At 63.6% G+C, this 20,613-nt stretch carries 17 protein-coding genes; 12 read left to right on the top strand and 5 right to left on the bottom strand.

Translation table 11 applies throughout. From position 1 onward, the window contains the following. Window positions 1-11: 11 nt before the first annotated feature. The gene (gene ctaD / locus P0Y59_20555) at window positions 12-1,676 is read right to left on the bottom strand and encodes a cytochrome c oxidase subunit I (GenBank protein ID WEJ99295.1); all 1,665 of its coding nucleotides are present in this window, start codon (window positions 1,674-1,676) and stop codon (window positions 12-14) included. 4 nt (window positions 1,677-1,680) lie between these two features. Further along, entirely contained in the window at window positions 1,681-2,814 is a 1,134-nt protein-coding gene (gene coxB / locus P0Y59_20550; protein WEJ99294.1) for a cytochrome c oxidase subunit II, read from the bottom strand. Between the two features lie 198 nt (window positions 2,815-3,012). Here coxB and pyrE point away from each other — a divergent pair, with 198 nt between their 5' ends. The 6 genes from pyrE to maiA all read left to right on the top strand — a co-directional run bounded on the left by pyrE (window position 3,013) and on the right by maiA (window position 7,536). Beyond that, window positions 3,013-3,597: an orotate phosphoribosyltransferase gene (gene pyrE, locus P0Y59_20545; protein WEJ99293.1), complete on the top strand. Its 585-nt coding sequence runs from the start codon at window positions 3,013-3,015 to the stop codon at window positions 3,595-3,597. Continuing rightward, window positions 3,594-4,322 (top strand): pyridoxine 5'-phosphate synthase, encoded by a 729-nt coding sequence (locus P0Y59_20540; protein WEJ99292.1) that lies wholly within the window; start codon window positions 3,594-3,596, stop codon window positions 4,320-4,322. The genes pyrE and P0Y59_20540 overlap by 4 nt, the downstream gene beginning before the upstream one ends. 142 nt (window positions 4,323-4,464) lie before the next feature. Then, complete coding sequence (gene acpS / locus P0Y59_20535; protein WEJ99291.1) at window positions 4,465-4,869, top strand: holo-ACP synthase; 405 nt, start codon at window positions 4,465-4,467, stop codon at window positions 4,867-4,869. 8 nt (window positions 4,870-4,877) lie between these two features. Further along, window positions 4,878-5,828, top strand: coding sequence for a signal peptidase I (gene lepB, locus P0Y59_20530; protein ID WEJ99290.1), 951 nt, complete (start codon window positions 4,878-4,880; stop codon window positions 5,826-5,828). 2 nt (window positions 5,829-5,830) lie between these two features. Further along, window positions 5,831-6,904, top strand: a complete 1,074-nt coding sequence (locus P0Y59_20525; protein ID WEJ99289.1) for an AI-2E family transporter — start codon at window positions 5,831-5,833, stop codon at window positions 6,902-6,904. Next, window positions 6,901-7,536: a maleylacetoacetate isomerase gene (gene maiA / locus P0Y59_20520; GenBank protein WEJ99288.1), complete on the top strand. Its 636-nt coding sequence runs from the start codon at window positions 6,901-6,903 to the stop codon at window positions 7,534-7,536. Before P0Y59_20525 ends, maiA begins: the two co-directional genes overlap by 4 nt. Here maiA and P0Y59_20515 read toward each other — a convergent pair. Next, entirely contained in the window at window positions 7,533-8,630 is a 1,098-nt protein-coding gene (locus tag P0Y59_20515; GenBank protein ID WEJ99287.1) for a glycosyltransferase, read from the bottom strand. The genes maiA and P0Y59_20515 overlap by 4 nt on opposite strands. 212 nt (window positions 8,631-8,842) lie before the next feature. Between P0Y59_20515 and P0Y59_20510 the strand changes: the two genes are divergently transcribed. The 4 genes from P0Y59_20510 (at window position 8,843) to P0Y59_20495 (ending at window position 15,278) form a co-directional block, all read left to right on the top strand. Beyond that, window positions 8,843-9,748 (top strand): hypothetical protein, encoded by a 906-nt coding sequence (locus P0Y59_20510; protein ID WEK02635.1) that lies wholly within the window; start codon window positions 8,843-8,845, stop codon window positions 9,746-9,748. Window positions 9,749-9,779: 31 nt separating this feature from the next. Next, entirely contained in the window at window positions 9,780-10,274 is a 495-nt protein-coding gene (locus P0Y59_20505) for a DUF2141 domain-containing protein (GenBank protein WEK02634.1), read from the top strand. Between the two features lie 7 nt (window positions 10,275-10,281). Then, on the top strand, window positions 10,282-11,490 hold the full coding sequence (locus P0Y59_20500) for a glycosyltransferase (GenBank protein WEJ99286.1): 1,209 nt from the start codon (window positions 10,282-10,284) through the stop codon (window positions 11,488-11,490). Window positions 11,491-12,863: 1,373 nt separating this feature from the next. Then, the gene (locus P0Y59_20495) at window positions 12,864-15,278 is read left to right on the top strand and encodes a hypothetical protein (protein ID WEJ99285.1); all 2,415 of its coding nucleotides are present in this window, start codon (window positions 12,864-12,866) and stop codon (window positions 15,276-15,278) included. An 81-nt stretch (window positions 15,279-15,359) separates the two neighbouring features. Here P0Y59_20495 and P0Y59_20490 read toward each other — a convergent pair whose 3' ends face one another. Continuing rightward, window positions 15,360-15,518 (bottom strand): hypothetical protein, encoded by a 159-nt coding sequence (locus P0Y59_20490; GenBank protein ID WEJ99284.1) that lies wholly within the window; start codon window positions 15,516-15,518, stop codon window positions 15,360-15,362. 75 nt (window positions 15,519-15,593) lie between these two features. Between P0Y59_20490 and P0Y59_20485 the strand changes: the two genes are divergently transcribed. Next, entirely contained in the window at window positions 15,594-17,291 is a 1,698-nt protein-coding gene (locus P0Y59_20485) for a hypothetical protein (GenBank protein WEJ99283.1), read from the top strand. Window positions 17,292-17,401: 110 nt separating this feature from the next. Here the strand turns inward: P0Y59_20485 and P0Y59_20480 are convergent, their stop codons facing one another. After that, a complete protein-coding gene (locus tag P0Y59_20480; protein ID WEJ99282.1) occupies window positions 17,402-18,868 on the bottom strand; it encodes a hypothetical protein in 1,467 nt (488 codons plus the stop codon). A 90-nt stretch (window positions 18,869-18,958) separates the two neighbouring features. On the opposite strand from P0Y59_20480, the gene P0Y59_20475 reads away from it, so the two are divergent. Continuing rightward, entirely contained in the window at window positions 18,959-20,584 is a 1,626-nt protein-coding gene (locus tag P0Y59_20475; GenBank protein WEK02633.1) for an alkaline phosphatase D family protein, read from the top strand. The last annotated feature ends 29 nt before the right edge of the window (window positions 20,585-20,613 follow it).

Here is a 20,613-nt window from a genome sequence, read left to right as displayed (position 1 = left end):
GCCCCGTGCGGTCAGTCGATGCGCGGCAGCGTCTCGAACTGATGGTAAGGCGGCGGGCTCGACAGCGTCCACTCAAGCGTCGTCGCGCCTTCGCCCCAGGGGCTGTCGCCTGCCTTCTTGCCCGCGAACAGCGACCAGAACAGGTTGACGAAGAAGACCAGCATGGACGCGGCCATGATCATGTAGCCGACCGTCGCGATCCAGTTCCAGTGCTCGTACGCCGGGTTATAGTCCGGAATACGGCGCGGCATGCCCTGGAGGCCGAGGAAGTGCATCGGGAAGAACAGGATGTTCACGCCGATGAAGAAGACCCAGAAGTGCAGCTGGCCGAGGAACTCGCTGTACATCCGGCCCGACATCTTCGGGAACCAGTAGTAGAAGCCGGCGAACAGACTGAACACCGCGCCGAGCGACAACACATAGTGGAAGTGCGCGACGACGTAATAGGTGTCCTGCATGTAATCGTCGACGCCGCCGTTCGCGAGCACGACGCCGGTCACGCCACCGACGGTGAACATGAAGATGAAGCCGATCGCCCACATCATCGGGGTCTTGAAGCTCATCGAGCCGCCCCACATCGTCGCGATCCACGAGAAGATCTTGATGCCGGTCGGAACCGCGATGACCATCGTCGCTGCGGTGAAGTACATCTTCACGTTCACGCTGAGGCCGGTGGTGAACATGTGGTGCGCCCACACGACGAAGCCGACCACGCCGATCGCGACCATGGCATAGGCCATGCCGAGATAACCGAACACCGGCTTCTTCGAGAAGGTTGAGATGATGTGGCTGATCATGCCGAAGCCCGGCAGGATCATGATGTACACCTCGGGATGGCCGAAGAACCAGAACAGATGCTGGTACAGGACGGGATCGCCGCCGCCGGCCGGATCGAAGAAGGTGGTGTGGAAGTTGCGGTCGGTCAGCAGCATCGTGATCGCCGCGGCGAGAACCGGCAGCGAGAGCAGCAGCAGGAAGGCGGTGACCAGCACCGACCAGACGAACAGCGGCATCTTGTGCAGGGTCATGCCCGGCGCGCGCATGTTGAAGATGGTGGTGATGAAGTTGATCGCCCCGAGGATCGAACTGGCGCCCGCGAGATGGAGCGACAGGATCGCCATGTCGACCGACGGCCCCGGCTCCCCATATGTGGAGAGCGGCGCATAGACCGTCCAGCCGGTGCCGGCGCCCCCGAAGAAGGGCGAGGCGAGCAGCAGCGTGAAGCTTGGCACCAGCAGCCAGAAGGAGATGTTGTTCATGCGCGGGAACGCCATGTCCGGCGCGCCGATCATCAGCGGCACGAACCAGTTGCCGAAGCCGCCGATCATCGCCGGCATGACCATGAAGAACACCATGATCAGGCCGTGCGCGGTGATGAGCACGTTCCAGAGATGCAGCGCGTGATCCAGCCCCTGGTCGCCGCCGGGCAGCCAGGCAGCCCATTCGCCGAGATACTGGATGCCGGGATGAGCCAGCTCCGCGCGCATCAGGCCCGAGATGCCGCCACCGATGATGCCCGCGCAGATCGCGAAGATCAGATAGAGGGTGCCGATGTCCTTGTGGTTCGTCGACATGAACCAGCGCGCGAAGAAGGCCGGCTTGTGATCGGCGTCGTGATGCGCGTGATCGTCATGGTGCGCATCGAACGCGGACGGGTGAAGGGCGGTATCGGTCATTGTCTTACTGTCCAGCGTTGCCGGCGCCGGCGACGTTGGTCGCGGCAGCCTGGTTGGTGGCGGGAGCGGCGCTGGTCGCGTTCTCGACCGGTCCGGTGGCGTTTTCGGTGGCCGTTTCGGCCGGCGCGGTCGCCGCTGCGTCGGCCGGCTTGGCGCCGCCGGCGGCCGGCATCGTGCCGCCCTTCGCCTTGACCCAGGCGGCGAACACCGCTGGCTTCACGGCCACGACCGTGATCGGCATGAAACCATGGCGCGCGCCGCAAAGCTCGGAGCACTGGCCGAAATAGACGCCTTCCTTCTCGATGGTGAAGCTCGTCTCGTTCAGGCGACCCGGGACCGCGTCGAGCTTGATCCAGAAGGCGGGCATCGCCCAGCTGTGGATCACGTCGTTCGCGGTGGTGATGAGGCGGATCGGCACGCCGACCGGCAGCACGATACGGTTGTCGGTCGCGAGCAACGCGGGGCCGTCGGCATCGGTGCGCGCACGCTCGCCCGGCTGAACCTGCCCCTTCTCCTTCAGCATGTTCGAGGTGATCTCGAAGCCGCCATGATCAGGATATTGATAGGTCCAGTACCACTGGTTGCCGATCGCCTTCAGCGTGACGGCATTGGCGGGCGCCGGCTTGAACTGCGCAGCGAGCAGCCCGATCGAGGGCGCGGCGATCAGCGCGAGGATGATAACCGGGACCGCGGTCCAGATGATCTCGATGAAGGTGTTGTGCGAGGTCTTGGATGCGACCGGGTTCGCCGCGCGGCGATAGCGGAACATCACCCACATCAGCAGGAACAGCACGAGCACCGAGATGGCGGTGATGACGGGGAGCAGGATCGCATTGTGGAACCAGTGAGCGCGACGGCCATTCGGCGTCACCTGATCCTGCAGGGTCAGATGCCCGTCCACCGGCATGCCGACACCCGGGACCGGACGGACATCCGGCCCGCCATCGAGCACGAGCATCGGATCGGCCGGCGCCGCGACGGCGGGCGCGGCGCTGGTGGTCGGCGCAGCATTGGTCGTTGCCGGGGCCACCGTCGTGGTAGGCGTGGCCGCCTGTGGCGCCGGTGCCGCGGCGTTGCCGATACCCGCTATCGCGAGTCCTGCCGCCAGCACAATCGACTTCAACCCCTTACTGCGCATGCGTCTCGTCACCCCTGATTGCGCCTTTTCCGTCTCCGGCGCGCGAGCGGACATACGCTCGTTGCGATGGGCCTATACGCGGGAGGTGCTGGTGCCTCAAGCGTGTCGGGGCGTTTTTTGACACTGGGGCCGACCCGGACGTTGCGCGCCCCCTGCCGGGCTCCTATCAACCCTTCGCTTCACGAAAGACCCGCGCAGATGACCGACGACGAGATCCTGGCCGAGTTCCGAGCCGCCGACGCCCTGCTTGAAGGACATTTCATCCTGTCCTCGGGCCTGCGTTCCTCCCGCTACCTGCAATGCGCGCGCGTGCTGATGGATCCGGCGCGGGGCGCCCGCCTGTCGACCGAACTGGCGACGCGAATCCCGACCGAGCTGCGCTCTCGGATCGACGTCGTGGTCTCGCCCGCGATGGGCGGGGTGATCGCCGGGCACGAGATGGCGCGCGCGCTCGGCGTCGAGGCGATGTTCCTCGAACGGCCCGACGGCGTGTTCGAACTGCGCCGCGGCTTTCGCCTGTCGCCCGGCGCCAAGGTGCTCATGATGGAGGATGTCGTCACCACCGGCCTTTCGTCCCGTGAGGCGATCGCGGCGATCGGACGGGCCGGGGGCGAGACGATCGCGGCCGCCTCGCTGGTGGACCGGTCGAGCGGAACGGCCGATCTGGGCGTGCCCTTCTTCCCGCTGATCCGGCTCGACGTACCGACCTACAGGGCCGAATCGCTGCCGCCCGAGCTGGCGGCCCTGCCCGCGATCAAGCCGGGCAGCCGGGCCGCGGCATGAACGATTTCCTGCGGCTCGGCGTCAACATCGACCATGTCGCGACCGTCCGCAACGCGCGCGGCGCCGGCTATCCCGATCCGGTCCGCGCCGCTCTGGCCGCCGCCGAGGCAGGCGCCGACGGAATCACCGCGCATCTGCGCGAGGACCGGCGCCACATCACCGACGACGATATCGCCCGCCTGTCAGAACAGCTGACCATCCCGCTCAATCTTGAGATGGCGGCGACCGACGAGATGCTCGCCATCGCGCTGCGCCACCGGCCGCACGCTGCCTGCATCGTTCCCGAAAAACGCGAGGAACGCACCACCGAAGGCGGGCTCGACGCGGCGGGACAGCATAACCAGCTTGCTCCCCTGGTCAGCGCGCTAGGCGCTGCGAAAATCCGCGTGTCGCTGTTCATCGAGCCCGAGGCCCGCCAGATCGAGGCAGCGCTGCGTCTCGGCGCACCGGTCGTGGAGCTGCATACCGGCCGCTATGCCGAACTTGAAGGCGCGGCGCAGGCGGACGAACTGCGCCGGTTGAGCGACGCCGCTGCTCTTGCCGCCAAGAATGGGATCGAGGTCCATGCCGGCCACGGCCTGACCTATGACAATGTCGCCCCCATCGCCGCGATCCGGCAGGTGCGCGAGTTGAACATCGGTCATTTCCTGGTGGGCGAGGCGATGTTCATCGGCCTTGGCGAGGCAGTGCGCACGATGCGCGCCGCGATGGACGCCGCGCGGTGATTCCTCCCCGGCACGGAGAGGGAGACCGCGCGCTTCTTCAGCGCGTGGTGGAGGGGGGCTTCTACAAGCGCTTCGCCTGTGGAAGCCCCCCTCCACCATCCTGCGGATGGTCCCCCTCCCCGTACCGGGTAGGATTTGCTCCATGATCATCGGGCTCGGTTCCGACCTGTGCAATATCGAGCGTATCCAGGCGTCGCTCGACCGGTTCGGCGCGCGCTTCGAGAATCGCGTGTTCACCGAAATCGAACGCGCCAAGGCGGATCGCCGCCCCTTTACCAAGGCCGGCACGCTGGCCAAGCGCTTCGCCGCGAAGGAGGCTTTCTCCAAGGCGGTCGGCACCGGATTCAAGCGCGGCGTTTTCATGAAGGACATCGGCGTGATCAATGCGCCGTCGGGCGCGCCGACGCTGGCGCTGACCGGCGGCGCCCGGGCGAGGCTTGACGCGCTGACACCTGCAGGCCACGTCGCCCATGTACATCTGACGCTGACCGACGATCATCCATGGGCGCAGGCCTTCGTGGTGATCGAAGCGATCAGGACTGAGTAGGACGACATATGAGTGAGGAGTTGGCGTTGGACCGAGTGCCCGAACAGGAGGCCGCGCCCGCGCCGGAAGCCGTCGACACGCGCCCGACCACCGACTGGTGGGGCGAAGTGAAGGGAATCCTCTGGCTGATCCTGGCAGTGCTCGGCTTCCACAGCTTCATCGCCAAACCCTTCTACATCCCGTCCGAATCGATGTTGCCCGGGCTACAGGTCGGCGATCAGCTGATCGTCACCAAATATGCCTATGGCTGGTCCTTCGTCTCGCCGACCATCCCCAACCCTGTCGCGATGTTCCGCAGCCTGGTGCTGCATCAGGAGGTGGAAAGCTGGGGCGTGCAATTGCCCTTCATCCAGGGCCGGCTGTTCGGGAAGATGCCCGAGCGCGGCGACGTCGTCATCGTGACGCCGCCGGGACGCAACACCGACTACATCAAGCGCCTGATCGGCCTGCCCGGCGACCGGCTCCAGGTGATCGACGGCACCGTCTATCTGAACGGCACCGCGGTGAAGCGCGGGCTGCCGCACGACACGCTGATTCCGGTCGATGCCAAGACGGTGTGCGATCCGGAACAATATCCCGGCGCGCTCCAGACCGGCCCCGACGGCAAGCAATATTGCCGCCTGACGCTGGTAACCGAGACGCTCCCCAATGGCCGCCACTACGACACGGTCGAATCAGGACCGAGCGACGGCGACAATTACGGCCCGATCACGATCCGCCCCAACCATGTGTTCCTGATGGGCGACAATCGCGATCATAGCGCCGACAGTCGCTTCTCCGTGTCGGCCATGGGCCTGGGCGGCGACGTGCCCTGGGAGAATCTGGGCGGCCGCGCCGAGTTCATCACTTTCTCTAAGAGCGGCAACGGGACGTGGAATCCCTTTACCTGGGGGCAGAGCTTCCGTCCGGGCCGTGCTGGCACCTCGCTGCACGCGGCGCGGGATACTGCGAAGGAATGACGATGGCGACGCCACCCGCAGCAACCGAACCCGGCCCGAACGAACTGCGCGATCCCTTCGTCCGCAAGGAGCTGAAGCGCGCGACCGTGTGGCTCGGGCTCGCCGCGGCGATGGCCCTGGTGGTGGTGCTGATCCAGCCGATCCTGATCATCTTCGGCGGCCTGGTCTTCGCCGCGATGCTCGACGGCGGCGTTCGCCTGATCGGGCGCGTGCTGCCGCTCGGACGCGGCCTCCGCCTGCTGATCGTCGTGCTCTGCACCATCGCGTTCGTGGTGGGCGTCATCTACATGACCGGCGTGCAGGTCACCGACCAGGCGGAGCAACTGCGCGTGACGCTCGAGGTGCAGGCCAACCATCTCGTCACCTGGGCATCGGGCATGGGCCTGATGCCGGGACGTGCCGATGTGAACGGCCTGCTCCAGCAGGCGATGGGGTCCTTCGGCAAGCTCACCTCCTGGGTCGGCTCGGCGCTGGGGGCGCTGACCAGCCTGTTCATGGTGCTGGTGATCGGCCTGTTCGTGGCGATGGAACCGCGGCTCTATGATCGCGGCCTGCAATGGATGGTCCCTTCCGACGTGCGCGGCGAATTCGCCATCACCATCGACCGGATGGCGGCGACGATGCGGCGGCTGCTCGCCGGGCGCCTGGCGGGCATGTTGTTCGAGGGTGTGTTGACCTGGCTCTGCCTGTGGGCGGCCGGCGTGCCGATGGCGCTGCTGCTCGGCATCCTGACCGGCCTGCTCGCCTTCATCCCCAATATCGGCGCCTTCACGAGCGGCGTGCTGATGACCGCGGTCGGCTTCAGCGCCGGGGTCGAGACCGGCCTGTGGGCAATCGCGATCTATTTCACCGTCCAGACCTTCGACGGCTATGTCGTGATCCCGATGGTCGCCCGGCGGACCGTCGACCTGCCACCCGCTCTGACCCTCTCGTCGCAGATTCTGGCAAGCACGCTGTTCGGCGTGCTCGGCCTGGCCTTGGCCGACCCGATCGTGGCGATGATCAAGGTCGCGCTCGAGCGCAATTCGGAGCGCGCGATCGAGGACGCCAGCGAAGAGGGGGCCAGCGCGGCATGATCAGGCTCTATGATTACTGGCGGTCGTCGGCTGCCTATCGCGTGCGGATCGCGCTGAACCTCAAGCACGTCCCCCATGAGCGCGAGAATATCGCCCTGCTCGAAGGGGTGCATCGGTCGCCGGAGAATCTGGCGCGCAACCCCCAGGGATTCGTGCCGACGCTGGTGGTGGAAGGCGAAGCGCTGACTCAGAGCCTGGCGATCATCGACTATCTCGACGCGCTCTATCCCGATCCACCGATGGTACCGCACGATCCGCTCGCCCGCGCACGCGTCCTTGCCCAGGCGCTGCTGATCGCGGCCGACATCCATCCGGTGAACAATCTGCGTATCCTCAAGCGGCTGGAAAGCCAGTTCGGCGCCGATCAGGCGGCGAAGGACGAATGGTACCGCCACTGGATCATCGAGGGCTTCACGGCGCTGGAGAAGCTGGCGAAATCGGGTCCCGGCCCGCTGCTCGGCGGCGACGCGCCCAATCTCGCCGATGTCTGCCTGGTGCCGCAGATGTTCAACGCGCGCCGCCTCTCGGTCCCGCTGGAGGGTTTCCCCAGGCTGGTGGCGGCTGACGCCGCGGCGAATGCGATTCCCGAGATCGCAGCCGCGCATCCCGACCGCGTCAAACCCGAGCGCTAGCGCCGGGCGACGACCGAATCGAACAGGTCGAGATAGCGTCGCGCTGAATCGGCGCCCGGTTCGGGCATCGGTTTCGGGCGTAGACGATCGGGCATGAGCCAATGGTCGAGCGCGCCGACCAGGGCATCGTCATCCCCCACCGGCACGATGCTGCCCTGCGCCGGGATCGTGACGATCTCGCTGACCGCAACGCTCGAATCGGTCGACACCACCGGGGTCCCCTCGGCGAGCGCCTCGCGCAGCACGCCCGGCACGCCTTCGAAATCGGACGTCAGCACGACCGCGGTCGCCCGTGCCAGCACATGGCATGGATCGGGATGATAGCCAGGCAGATGGACCCGGCCATCCAGGCCGAGCGCGGCGACCTGCGCCTCGAGCGCGGGCCGTTCGGTACCCTCCCCCAGAATCACCAGTTGCACATCGTCATCCGCCAGCCGGGGCAGCGCAGCGATCATCCGATCCCAGCGCTTCTGCGGCGCGAGCCGGCCCACGCCGAGCAGGAAACGCCCCCCGGGCAACCAGGCAGGCCTATCATAGGGCGCCCGATGCGCCGGCGGATTGGGGATCACGCTGATCCGATCAGCTGCGATTCCCATCCTCGCGATCGATTCGTCATGCATCGCCGCCGTCATCGCGACGACGTGATCGACGAAGTGCGGATGGGTGAGCAGCCAGACCCGATAGGCGGCCGAAAGAAGCGGCCCCTGGTCGGCGCGGTCGAGCCGGTTCGATACCTTGGCGACGATCGGCGGGCAGTGTCGGCCGAGACGGAGCCGCAGGTACAGGGCCATGCCGGTATAATGGTTGCCCGGGCAGAAGATCAGGTCGGGCGACAGCTCGCGAGCGATTCCCGCCACCGCACGCAGCCCACCGTAGGAGCGATCGCCGAGGATCCGGATGTCCAGGGTTTCGGGTGTGATGAGAGGCAGTTCGCGCGCCAGCGGGCCGCTCGCGTCGCCGATCACCAGGGTGACGCGCCGCCCCGCCTCGCTCCAGCTGCGGGCGAGCCGCAGCAATACCCGCTCGACTCCGCCGCCTTCGAGCGTCTGCGCATAGGCCAGTATGCTGGCTGGCTGGAGAGAGGGATTCGGCATCTAGCGGAGTGCCATAACGGCTCATTGCAGCAAAAGTGTCGCAGCGCAGCACAAAACGGACATTATTTGGGTGCAGGTTGCAAATTGCCGCAGAAAAACGATCTAGCTAAAGGCGCGCCAACCCCGGTCAAGACCGGAACCAGAATAAAACAGGTCGAAACGTGGACGGACTGGGCTCGAAAATTCCTATCATCGACAGTGCCAATGCGCCCCTGGTGACGGTCCCCGACCTCGCCGGGCTCGAACCCGTGCAAACGCTGAAACGGCGCTGGCCCATGGTGATCGGGGCCATCATCACCCTCGCGATGATCGGGGGGCTTCTCCGCGAACTGTTCGGATCTGGCCTCGCCGGCCTGAGTCGCGCCGTGCCGCACGACCCGCTTTTCTACGTAGCCTTCACCCTGTTGTATCTCGCCCCGCCGGTCGGCGACTTCATCATCTTCCGCAAGCTGTGGCGCATTCCCCTGTCCGGGCTGGCCGCGCTGCTGAAGAAGCGGATCGCGAACGACGTGGTGCTCGGCTATTCGGGCGAAGCCTATTTCTACGCCTGGGCGCGGCAGCGCTCGCAGATGGTGGCGGCCCCGTTCGGTGCGGTGAAGGACGTCAGCATCCTGTCCGCGATCGCGGGCAATGCCGTCACCCTGGGAATGATCGCGATTGCCTTGCCGCTCGGCGTCGATCTGCTCACGCCGATCCAGCTTCACACGGTGGCGACATCGGCAGCGATCACCTTCGCCATGTCGCTGCCCTTCCTGATCTTCTCCAAGCGTGTCTTCTCGCAGCCGCGCCGCACCCTGTGGTGGATCTTCATGGTTCACGCCATCAGGCTGATCTCCGGATCGGTCTTCCTCGCCTTTGCCTGGCACTATGCGCTGCCGACCGTTTCGATCGGCATGTGGCTGATCCTCGGCGCAGCGCGACTGCTCGTCTCGCGGCTCCCATTGGTGCCGAACAAGGACCTTCTTTTCGCCAATTTCGCGATCATATTGATCGGGCAGGATGCAGAGCTTTCGGAACTGATGGCGATGACGGCTGCCCTCGTGCTGCTCGTGCATGTCATCCTGATCGGTTCCTTCAGCCTGTACGGCTTGCTGAGGACGAAGAATGTCGTTGCGTAAATCTTTCACGGGCATCGTGCTGGGTGGTGCGATGATCCTTCCGCTGGCTGGCCAGGCGCAGGCCGGCGTGCTCGGCCCGGACAGCACGGCGTGCACCAGCGGCACCGGCCCTGCGATCCGGGTCAATATCTCTGGCCTGAAGGATCGCACCGGCGAGTTGAAGCTTGAACTCTATCCGGCGACCGAGGCGGATTTCCTGAAAGACGACCGCGATCTCATCAAGGAAGGCAAGTTCTTCCGGCGGGTCCGCGTACCTACCCCGCAATCGGGCGCGATCACGATGTGCATCAAGGCGCCGACGCCGGGCCATTACGCGCTGCTGTTCACGCATAATCGCGACGGCCGGAACAAGTTCGATTTCTGGAGCGACGGCGCCGGATTCCCGAGTAACGTGAAACTCGGCCGAACGCGCCCCAAGCTGAACATGGCGATGATCAATGTCGGCTCGGGCGTGACGACCACCGACATCCAGGCGCAATATCTGCGCGGCCTCGGCGGCTTCGGCCCGATCAAGCCGAAGAGCTGAGGGCGACATGCGAATCGTCGACGTCAACGAATTCTATTCACCCACCGGCGGCGGCGTCCGTACCTATATCGACCGGAAAATGGGAATCATGTCCGAACTGGGGCATGAACTGATCGTGATCGCCGCCGGCCGCGAGAATCTGGTCGAGGAACGCCCGGGCGGCGGCAAGATCATCTACGTCAAGGCATCCCGCCTGCCCTTCGACAAGAATTACGGCCTGTTCTGGGATGCGGCCCCCGTCACCAGCCTGCTCGACGAGCTCAAGCCCGACCTGGTCGAAGCCTCTTCGCCTTGGCGACCGGCCTGGATCGTCGGGCAGTGGCAGCAAAAGAGACGACAGGAGGACGCCGCCAAGGTGTTCTTCATGCACAACGACAATGTCGCGGCCTATGCGCTGCGCTGGTTCGAGGGCCTGGCAGCGCAAGACCGGATCGAGCGCGCCTTTGCCTGGTACAGCCGCTATATGAGCCGCTTCCTCGACAATTACGATGCGGTCGTGACCAACGGTCCAGCGCTGGAGAAGCGGCTGAAGGCGCGCGGCGTGCGAATCGACGCGGCAATGCCGTTGGGTATCGAGCGCGGTCATTTCTCCCCCGACCTGCGCGACGAGACGCTGCGCAACGCCCTGCTCGCCCAGTGCGACCTGCCACCCAACGGCCATTTGCTGCTCGGTCTCGGTCGTCACCACCCGGAGAAGCGCTGGCGACTGGTGATCGACGCGGTCGAGCGCGCCGGATCGTCACTGCCAGTGGGCCTGGTGCTGCTCGGCACCGGTATCGAGAGTCGCACGATCGAAAAACGCATCGCTGGGAGCCCGCATATCCGTATGTTCCGCCCAGTCTATGACCGCGAGCGGCTGGCGCGGATCGTGGCGAGTTGCGACGCACTGATCCACGGGTCAGAAGCCGAGCCATTCGGGCTGGTTGCGTCGGAGGCGATGGCCGCGGGGCTACCGCTGATCGCGCCCGACACCGGCGGGTGCGCGGAGATCGCCGATCCGCATTGCTCCGAACTCTACACCGCACGTGACGCCCAGTCCGCGGCGCTTGCCATCCACCGCTTGTTCGCACGCGACCCGGCTATCCTGCGCCGCGCCGCCAGGGTTGCCGCCGGGAAGGTCCGCAGCGACCGCGAGCATACCATAGAGTTGATGGACTATTATACCGGACTAGTCGCGGCGCGGCGCGACGGACGGATGAGCAGCGCCGTCGCCTGACGCACCCCGGCCCGGCACCCGCATTTCCACCGCGGTTCGGTTAGCGCGGTGCGGGTTGAAAGCGATCAGCGTACTTCAGACAGCGCCCACAATAGCTTGCGATATCCTCGCCGCTTCGGTGGCGGCGCCAAACGTGAGGGCGACCGATTTTGCGAGACCGCTTCATGATGAAACAGACCACTAGGCTCGCACCAGCTTCATAACAGCCTCCGGCTCGTGGTATCAGATCAGCAGTGTCTTTCAGGTGCGTCCCAAATGGATGCGTCAAATATCGCCAAAATGGACACAGTTCCTCTGTCGGCAAGACGAATAGGATTGTCTTGTATCAAAGACTTATGGTTCAGGGGTGGCGTTCCTGCGGCATCTTTTGGCGAAGCGGGCGGCTTGAGCTTGGGGGGCGAGTTCATCAGTGAGCGAGGCGAGCGACACGTCCGTCTGGCGCCCGCCGATGACCCGCCGGTCGAAAGCGACCGGCCCGTGCCAGTCTGGTTATCCTGATCCGGCTATTGGCGCTCCAAAGAAGTAGTCGTCACGAGCCAAATGAGAACAGAAACTTGCGCCATCTAACTAAGATTTATCCAACAAAACTTCTAGATCTATTAGCCTCCAAGACTACCAGAACAATGACTACCCACCTTTACTTTCACACTCACAAGACGACTGCATTGACGACTCAAAAATGCATGAATAACCTGCATTTTCTAACAGCAGTTCGACAACCCACAAGTTCGGAGATATGATTTATGAGAATAACAAGGGCATCAGTCATTGCTACGGCAACTGCGTTCAGCGCACTGCTGTCCACTCCGTCCTATGCCGCATGCACCGTCGGTCCATATATAAGCATGCCGACAGCTACCTATTCAGACACCGTAACCGCAGCACAGAATGTGAGCTTGTACGCGAATTCTGCTATCTACTCGACGACTGGTGTATACAAACTAATCTTCCAGGTTGACGGAAATTTAGTTCTTTATAAGAATGGGAGTCAGGTAATTTGGGCCGTTAACGTTCAAAATTGCATCCCCACGCCGAACGTAGCAGTTAGAGCAAGGTTCGAGACAGATGGAAATCTGTCAATTTACTATGCCCTGCAGAACAACCCCACACAGGAATTCAGTGTCTGGAGTACGAACACCCAGGGGCATCCCAACTCCAGACTAATAGTGCAAAATGACGGAAATGTTGTAATTTATGATTCCAACAACTCAGTTGTATGGGCTATTCGCCACTAACAACTGTACAATACAAACGTGGTGCCGCCATCTCAAGATGACGGCACCACATTACAGATATACATAACTCTTTGCGCAATGCGCCCGCGGAAGAGCTCGTATTATTTTCGAATAGAATCTCCGTTTTTGAGATGAAATTTGCTGTATGTTATCACAACACTTACATTAACGCAGACAGTAAGCGACGGAGTGAAGGAGCAGGCTAGCGCCGCCTCACAAGGAAGCACTACATCTGTCGACAGAAAGCAGTCGGATGAGATTGTCGTTACCGCCCGCCGGGGCGACGCGGCGCTGCCCGCCGAGACCGAGTTCAACGAAGACGACATCGCTGCGGATGGCTCGGATAGCATCCGAGAGCTAATATCGAACCTCCAACCGTTCATCGACCCTACTGGCGCCGAACCGGTCTTCCTGATCAACGGCAAGCCGGCAGGATTTGACACCTCGATCCTCTCCTACCCCGTCGAAGCTCTAACCAGAGTTGCGGTACTGATGCCGGAGGCCGGCCCCCGTTATGGGGCAAGGGCGGGCGCGCGCGTTGTCAACCTGGTGCTGAAGCCGAAATTTTCGAGCCACGAGGCGGAAGTAAGTTTCAATGCAGCGACTGCGGGCGGGCAATATGGCGGCAGCCTCGGTGCGACACGGAATGCAATAAGCGGGGACACGCGTTGGAGCGCGCGCGTCCAATTCAGTCACCAAAGCGTACTACTCAAGTCTGCGCGCAGAATCCCGCGGAGTGCCGATGCTTCCTACAGAAGCGACTCTCCTGCCGAACTTGAGGGAACGAAGATTGTTTCAACGCTTGAGCAATTTGCAGCGACAGCTAATCAGATCGACCCGGACGATTTCGAAACGCTGCAGCCGTCAGCTCGCAATGTAACCTTCGGCATCAACGTAGCGCGCCCACTCGGCAATCTCACGGCGTCGGTCAATCTCGACGCAGGCCGGAACGACAGCGACGGGTTACGTGGTATTCCGAAAGTATTGCTGGCCTCGCCGACCGGCAGCAGTTGGTCGCCGAACGGGGCGGTCCTGCCGCTCGTTAGCGCGCGCGCGCTGCGTAGCAACAACAGCGTGCAAACCCTTGGAGCGTCACTGACACTGTCGGGGATGGTTCGGCGCGTACAGACCAGCCTTGCAGCGGGCTTCTCACACAGCAACAGTCACGATCTGCTCGAAAGCGAGGCCGATGTAGCACGGTTGCAGCAATCGGTTGATTCGGAAGATCCGAAATTTGATCCCTATGCTCCTTTCAATGATTCTTTCCTAAACTTCAGGCGCGGCTATTCTCGCACAAATGGCCTGAATATTCGCTTGAACCTGCAAAAGCCCATACTGAACTTGCCCGCAGGACCGCTTTCTTGGAGCTTTTCTGCAACGGCAGTTCAGGGGCATAGTCTCGCCATGCAACGAGATAATGCTGCGCTGACATCGAATCGCTCCAAATACGCGCAGTCGACTGGCCAGCTCTCCGTCAGTCTCCCAATCTCCAGCCGGGGTTCCGCGTTCGCCGCGTTCCGCGATCTCACGATTGATCTCTCGGCTGGCCGTCAAAGCGGTGCAGGCGGCAGCGCTGAAACCAGCTATGGCAGTGGCGTGACCTGGGCGCCATTTGCACCGCTCCAGTTTCGCGGATCGATGGATCGAGCGCAGAACACACCATCGTTTGATCAGCTCAACGGACCGATAGTCGCCACTGTCAATCGCATTTTCGATTATGCCCGAGAGGAGGTCACGGAAACGACATGGACAACCGGCGGCAACCCTCTACTCGGGCGCGGCAACCAGACTAGCGTTTCACTCGCGATGATGGTGCAGCCGCTTAGCCGACAAGAGTTGGCGCTAAACTTCACCTATCGGCAATTTGTCGCGACGGACAGCCCGGCAGCGTTCCCGGAACTGACCCCTTTGATCGAAAAGGCCTTTCCCGAGCGCGTTACGCGCGATAGCGTGGGCCGTCTGCTCGCCGTCGATGCTCGCCCAATCAGCATCGAACGGCAGAAGGACGCAAATCTTAGTTCCAGCCTGACCTGGCGTTTGGGCGGAATCCGGCGACCCTCCCTAGGGGGTATGGCCCTGAACCTCGCAGCCGATCGAGCTCAAATCAATCTGGCGCTAAGTTATCAACTGCGTTTGCAAAGTGAGAGCTTGATCCGGCGTGGGCTTCCCGTGATTGACCGCCTCGTCGATTCCGGAACATCGCGCCATGAATTGGCTCTCCGGATCAGCGTGGGCAAGCGCGCGTTTGGCGGAAGTCTAAATACCAGTTGGAGCAGCCCCGCGCGCGTAACCGGAAGTGATGGGGCCTTTCGGCTGACGCCACCGCTGATGTTCAATCTCTCCTTGTTCGCTAACGTCGATCGATTGCTTAGGGCTCCGCAGGGTAATGGGTGGACCCGAAGGATGAAGGTGTCTTTCGACATCCAGAACCTGTCTAAAAGCTATCGCCGCATCACGCTTCCCGACGGGAGTGTGCCGGCGGGATACTCGCGCGACGAGGTTGATCCACTCGGGCGCACAGTACGGCTGACACTGAGAAAGCAGTTCCAGTGAACTGAACGCCTATGCGGACACATAGTCGACCCGTTTGACACAGTGCCAGCATTTCTCGCGAATGTAGAGGCGCGGATATTTTCAGACCGCGCGCGCCATAGCACCGATGCCTCGGGTTTTAATGCGCGGGAGATGAGCCTTGAGCTTTGGGAATGCCATTTCGTCCGGATTGAGATCAGAGCGATAGAGCGGCAGGCAGACGAGCCAAGCACCATGCCCCTTTAGGATTGGCTCGGCCATCTGGACATGCCTCCACGAGGTGATTAGGCGGCGGCGATGGAGCAAGCGCACCCCGCCGACGTCGTGTCTCCGCCCATGCCCAGAACCGCCCGCAGTCGTGCCGCGCTTGCGCTCGTCTTCATAGCGGCGATGGCACTGTTCTTCCGTACGCCGATTCTCAGCGGGTTCGATCTCGGCTTCGGAGATCGCGCCGACGGGATGATCGAGATCAGCATTCTCGAACATTGGCGCAACGTGCTGAGCGGTGTCGCACCCTGGAATGCGACGGGCTATTTCTATCCCTATGCCGGTACGCTCGGCTATAATGACGGCTATTTCCTATACGGGCTGGTCTATTCCTTCTGGCGACTGTTCGCCGATCCGTTCCATGCCGACACGCTGAACATCTTGACCTTCAAGACGATCGGTTTTGTGTCGGCCTACCTGCTGGTCGCCCGAACGCTTGGCTGGGGCCGAACCGCGGCGTCGCTGGTGGCACTGCTGTGGACAATCGCGAGCAATATCTCGCTCCAGGCGATGCACGCGCAGTTGCAAAGCGTCGCGCTGCTGCCGGTCGCGATGATGCTGGCGATAGCAATCGCTCGGGCTGAGCAAAAAGGGCGCTATCGCCGCGCTCGATTACTGGCCGTGGCGCTCGCCGCGCTGATGGCGGCGTGGCTGCTGACCGCCTATTACATGGCCTGGTTCACGATCTTTTCGGCCGGCCTGTTCGCCGTCTGTTGGTGCGCCCTTAGCGGTAACTGGCGACCCGCCGCACTCCTTCGCCTCGTACATCGCCACGCCGGGACGCTTGCCTGCACCGCCAGCGCTTTCATCGTCCTGATCATTCCCTTCCTCAGCGTCTATCTGCCCAAGGTGGGTGAGACCGGCGGGCAGTCGTACCGCCACATGCTCGGCTACCTCGTCACGCCGCTGGTCGACATGATCAATGTGGGGGCCGACAACTATGTCTGGGGCTGGATCTTCCGGCTATTGCTCGCATTGGTCCATGCTGTCCTGCCGGCGGATCCGGCGCTGCCGGGGCGGGTGCTCGGCGGGGAACATGAATCGGGATTGCCGCTGATCCTGTTCCTCCTTGTAGTGACTGCGGCGTGGCGGATCATCGTTCAGCGCCGCGTCGGTCAGGATCGGTCGGCTTCTACAGAATTGCGGGCGTTCGCGCTGGCGATGATGGTCGCGTGGCTGCTCACGTTGCAATTTTGGGTAGCGTCGCCGTGGGGGCTCGTGTTCGAGCTGGTGCCTGGGGCGAAGGGCATGCGAGTCGTGTTGCGCTATCAGCTTTGGCTGATGCTGCCGTTTCTGCTGCTCGTCGTCGCGGCCTGGCGGGAAAAGGCAACCCTGCTGGCGCGATCGAAGCCCTGGTTGGCCGTGGTGTTCGTAGCGCTGCTGGTGGTCGAGAATCTCAACGCCGAATCTCCCGCGCGGCTCAGTCGTTCCCTACAGCGCTCAGCTCTATGGGGCATCCCCCCACCGCCTGCCCGCTGCGCGAGCTTCTATGTAGTCGCCGCCCGTCAAAACGAGCCGCTCTTTATCAATGCCGAGAAGAATGAGCGCCTTCCGCATAATGTCGATGCGATGTTCCTTGCCGAGCTCTGGCGTGTGCCGACGATCAATGGCTTTTCCACCTTCAACCCGCCCGACTGGAAGTTCGCCAAACCGCTGGCCGCCGATTACGACGCCCGGGTATTGGAGTATGCGCGGCGCCACAAACTACGCAACCTCTGCCGGCTCGACGTGCGGCGCGCCGATCTGTGGACTCAGATTTCCAGCTAACGCAAAATTGCCGGAAATCCATTTCGCGTCATGTCGATCCTGTGGTGGAATCGCCTGAGCGGGTCGCGATTTAACCGGCCACTTAGAGTCGAATTCGATTCCAACACCCTCTACCGCCGGGCAAAGATCTCGATCGTCTGGTTGCCAAGCGGCCTGACCGCCTGCAACCGGTAGTTCCGTCGCATCTCCGCCATCACCAGCGCCCGCAGGTCCGCGCGTTCGCCGCGATACGCCGGTCGCAGGACGACGATGGCTGGCTTCTGCGCGAGGATGCGCTCGATCTCTCCCTGTTGATCGACGCCGATCGCGCCCTCTTCGCGGATGCGTCCGAGATGGCTGGGAAAGACATAGCGGGTCGGCACGCAGCGGCCGCTGGCCGGATAGAAGCCGCTTTCGCCCGAATAGACGTAGAGGCAGCCGGGCCCACGCCCGATCGCGTCGGCGACGGCGTAGAATTGCGCGGCCGTGCCGCGATTGTGGCGCTTGATGGCGAGCAGCGTCTGGCCCCCGACAAAGGCGATCAGCAGCACCGGCAGGGCGACGCGCCGGCCCGTGCGGTGATCGCCAAAGAAGCCGGACGCGCAGATCGCGAGCGGCACCATCAACGGCAGCGCATAATGTTCGAACCAGGACCCGAAAACCAGGAGTCCCAGCGCCGCCGCGGCGGCCCAGGCGAAGAGCCAGCGCCGCACCCCACGCTTCTCCGGCGTCCGCACCCCGTCCGAGCCGATCGCCAGCAGGGTCGCGGCGATCAGCGGCGAGGTGATCAGCAGGATCGTCGCCAAATTGCCGAGTTGCTCGAGCATCGGATCAGGCTTGCGATCGAGGATCGAGGTGATGTTGGCGTAGAACCACGCATCGCTCGCGCCGAGCGAGGCGAAGGCGAGCCAGGACAGGATCGTCGGCATCAGCGCGACCGCGACCAGCCCGGCGCCATAAGACAGGATCGCCCAGCGCGCGCCGGCTCGCCAGTCGCGCCACAACAGCCACAGGCCGAAGAACATGCCTTCGAACACGACCGAATATTTGACCTGAAGCGCGAGGCCCACCAGCGCCATGCCCGCGAAGCCGCGCAGGCGCGGGGCGTGTTCCTCCGCCCGGGGGGCGATGAGCGCCGCGGCGGCAATGATCAGCAGATTGTAGAAGATCGGGGCCTGCCCGCCCTGCCCGTCGACGAAATTGACCCACAGGACATAAGCGAGCGCCCCCGCCAGCGCGCCCCTGCCCCAGCCGGCGCGATCGGCGAGGCGCGCGATCAGCAGGGCGGTCGCCACCAGGCTGGCCAGCGCCATCGCCTGATAGGCCCAGATACCGAGCGGCATGCCGAGCGCCGCCGCCGGCAGATAGATCAGGAACAGCCCGATCGGTTTCCTGTCCCACACATCGACATAGGGCAGCGCGCCATGAGTCCAGGCCTGCGCCGCGACGAAATAGAATTCCTCGTCGACATGAACGACCGGGCTGCCGAAGGTGATCGCCCGGGCGATGATCGCAACAAGAAGGATGACGATCATTCGCCGGCCCGGCGTCGCAGGCTTCGTCAGCCGGTCAGCGGCCAGGGAAAACAATCGAGACATCGACCCCGCCCTTAGAAGCGATGGCACCTGCTGTCACGGAGCCGCCATAGAGCAGGTGCAGGGACAACCGGCAGGAAGAAGGAAATGCCGATGCACCACCGGATCGATCGCCGCTCGTTCATGCTGACGGGGTCGCTTGGCCTCGGCGCCTTCGCCATTCCGGGCTTCGCCCAGACGCCCAATGTCGCCCATGGCACGGGCTTCACTCATTCAGTCGCGAGCGGCGAGCCGTCGGCCGATTCTATCCTGCTATGGACACGCTACGTCCCCGCGAACGGCGACGCGGTCGAACTGAAGGCGGAACTATCCGAAACGGCCGACTTCGCGAAGATCGTCGCGGGCGGCGTGCAGATCACCGGCCCCTGGCGCGACCATACGGCGAAGATCACCGTCGGCGGCCTCGCACCGGGCCGGACCTATCACTTCCGCTTCGTCGCGCCGGACGGGAGCTTCTCGCCGACCGGCCGAACCAGGACGCTGCCCGAGGGCGCGGTGAAAAGCTTCCGCGCGGCGATCTTCTCCTGCTCGAACCTGCCCTTCGGCTATTTCAACGCCTATGCCCATGCCGCGGCGCGCGACGACCTCGATCTTGCCGTCCATCTCGGCGACTATATCTACGAGTATCCGGCCGGCATTTATCCGTCGGTGCAGGAAACGGTACCTGGCCGGCGGATCGAGCCCGCGACCGAGATGATCCACCTCGCCGATTACCGGCTGCGCTATGCAAGCTATCGCGCCGATCCCGACCTGCAGAAGCTGCACAGCCTGGTGCCGATGATCGTGCAATGGGATGATCACGAATCGGCGAACGACAGCTGGGAAGGCGGGGCGGAGAACCACCACGCTGACGAGGGCGACTGGAATGTCCGGCGCGCTGCCTCGATCCAGGTGTTCCGCGAGTGGATGCCGGTCTCCGACGAGCCGTGGAAGGCCTATGACATCGGTACGCTGGCGACGTTGTTCCGTACCGAGACCCGGCTGCTGGCGCGGACGAAGCAGCCCGATATCGGCCCCCTGTTCAAACAGGCCGATCCGGCAACGGCACTGAAGGCGTTCCGCGACGGTGCCTGGCAGGATCCGGCGGCAACCATGATGGGGTCGCAGCAGGAGGATTGGCTGGCGCATGCGATGCGGGCCTCCGTCAAGGCGGGCCAGCGTTGGCAAGTGGTCGGATTCGGCACGATCATGGGCGAGACGGTGATGCCGGCCGCGGCTGCGAGCTGGCTCGCGCCGGACGCGAGCCAGCGCTCCAGGGGCTATATCATGGCCGGCATCGCCGCGGCGAAAAGCGGTCTGCCGTTCAATTTCGACAATTGGGGCGGCTATCCCGCCGCACGCGCGCGCTTCCTGAAATCCTCGCAGGCGCTGGGCGCCAACCTCGTCGTCATTTCCGGCGACAGCCACAATGCCTGGGCCTATGATCTGGCGCAGGACGGCAAGCCCGCCGGCGTCGAATTCGCGGGGCATGCCATCACGTCCCCCGGATATGAATCAGCGCTCGGGACCGATCCCAAAGCCGTCGCCGCGGCGCTGGTCGCGGCCAATCCCGAGCTGAAATGGTGCGACACCAGCCGGCGCGGCTATATGGCGATGACCCTGACGCCCGAGCGGGTGAGCAACGACTGGGTCATGGTCGATACGATCAAGACACGCTCGGCCAAGGGAAATGTCGGCTACAGCACCAGCATCGCCCGTGGCCGCAACGTGATGGCGTGAGATAGCCCGGCACGCTTGACTCGCCCCTC

The organism is Candidatus Sphingomonas phytovorans (assembly GCA_029202385.1).
Taxonomy (GTDB): Bacteria; Pseudomonadota; Alphaproteobacteria; order Sphingomonadales; family Sphingomonadaceae; genus Sphingomonas; species Sphingomonas phytovorans.
The sequence above is the reverse complement of the archived record's forward strand: the minus strand, read 5'-3'. Positions and strand labels throughout refer to the sequence as shown.

Excerpts from the sequence above, each read along its gene's own strand:
- P0Y59_20485 (WEJ99283.1), top strand. The coding sequence starts at position 15,594 with ATGCCCAGAACCGCCCGCAGTCGTGCCGCGCTTGCGCTCGTCTTCATA.
- ctaD (WEJ99295.1), bottom strand. The coding sequence starts at position 1,676 with ATGACCGATACCGCCCTTCACCCGTCCGCGTTCGATGCGCACCATGAC.
- maiA (WEJ99288.1), top strand. The coding sequence starts at position 6,901 with ATGATCAGGCTCTATGATTACTGGCGGTCGTCGGCTGCCTATCGCGTG.
- P0Y59_20525 (WEJ99289.1), top strand. The coding sequence starts at position 5,831 with ATGGCGACGCCACCCGCAGCAACCGAACCCGGCCCGAACGAACTGCGC.
- P0Y59_20540 (WEJ99292.1), top strand. The coding sequence starts at position 3,594 with ATGAACGATTTCCTGCGGCTCGGCGTCAACATCGACCATGTCGCGACC.
- P0Y59_20515 (WEJ99287.1), bottom strand. The coding sequence starts at position 8,630 with ATGCCGAATCCCTCTCTCCAGCCAGCCAGCATACTGGCCTATGCGCAG.
- P0Y59_20480 (WEJ99282.1), bottom strand. The coding sequence starts at position 18,868 with ATGTCTCGATTGTTTTCCCTGGCCGCTGACCGGCTGACGAAGCCTGCG.
- P0Y59_20475 (WEK02633.1), top strand. The coding sequence starts at position 18,959 with ATGCACCACCGGATCGATCGCCGCTCGTTCATGCTGACGGGGTCGCTT.
- P0Y59_20500 (WEJ99286.1), top strand. The coding sequence starts at position 10,282 with ATGCGAATCGTCGACGTCAACGAATTCTATTCACCCACCGGCGGCGGC.
- P0Y59_20490 (WEJ99284.1), bottom strand. The coding sequence starts at position 15,518 with ATGGCCGAGCCAATCCTAAAGGGGCATGGTGCTTGGCTCGTCTGCCTG.
- P0Y59_20505 (WEK02634.1), top strand. The coding sequence starts at position 9,780 with ATGATCCTTCCGCTGGCTGGCCAGGCGCAGGCCGGCGTGCTCGGCCCG.
- lepB (WEJ99290.1), top strand. The coding sequence starts at position 4,878 with ATGAGTGAGGAGTTGGCGTTGGACCGAGTGCCCGAACAGGAGGCCGCG.
- coxB (WEJ99294.1), bottom strand. The coding sequence starts at position 2,814 with ATGCGCAGTAAGGGGTTGAAGTCGATTGTGCTGGCGGCAGGACTCGCG.
- acpS (WEJ99291.1), top strand. The coding sequence starts at position 4,465 with ATGATCATCGGGCTCGGTTCCGACCTGTGCAATATCGAGCGTATCCAG.
- pyrE (WEJ99293.1), top strand. The coding sequence starts at position 3,013 with ATGACCGACGACGAGATCCTGGCCGAGTTCCGAGCCGCCGACGCCCTG.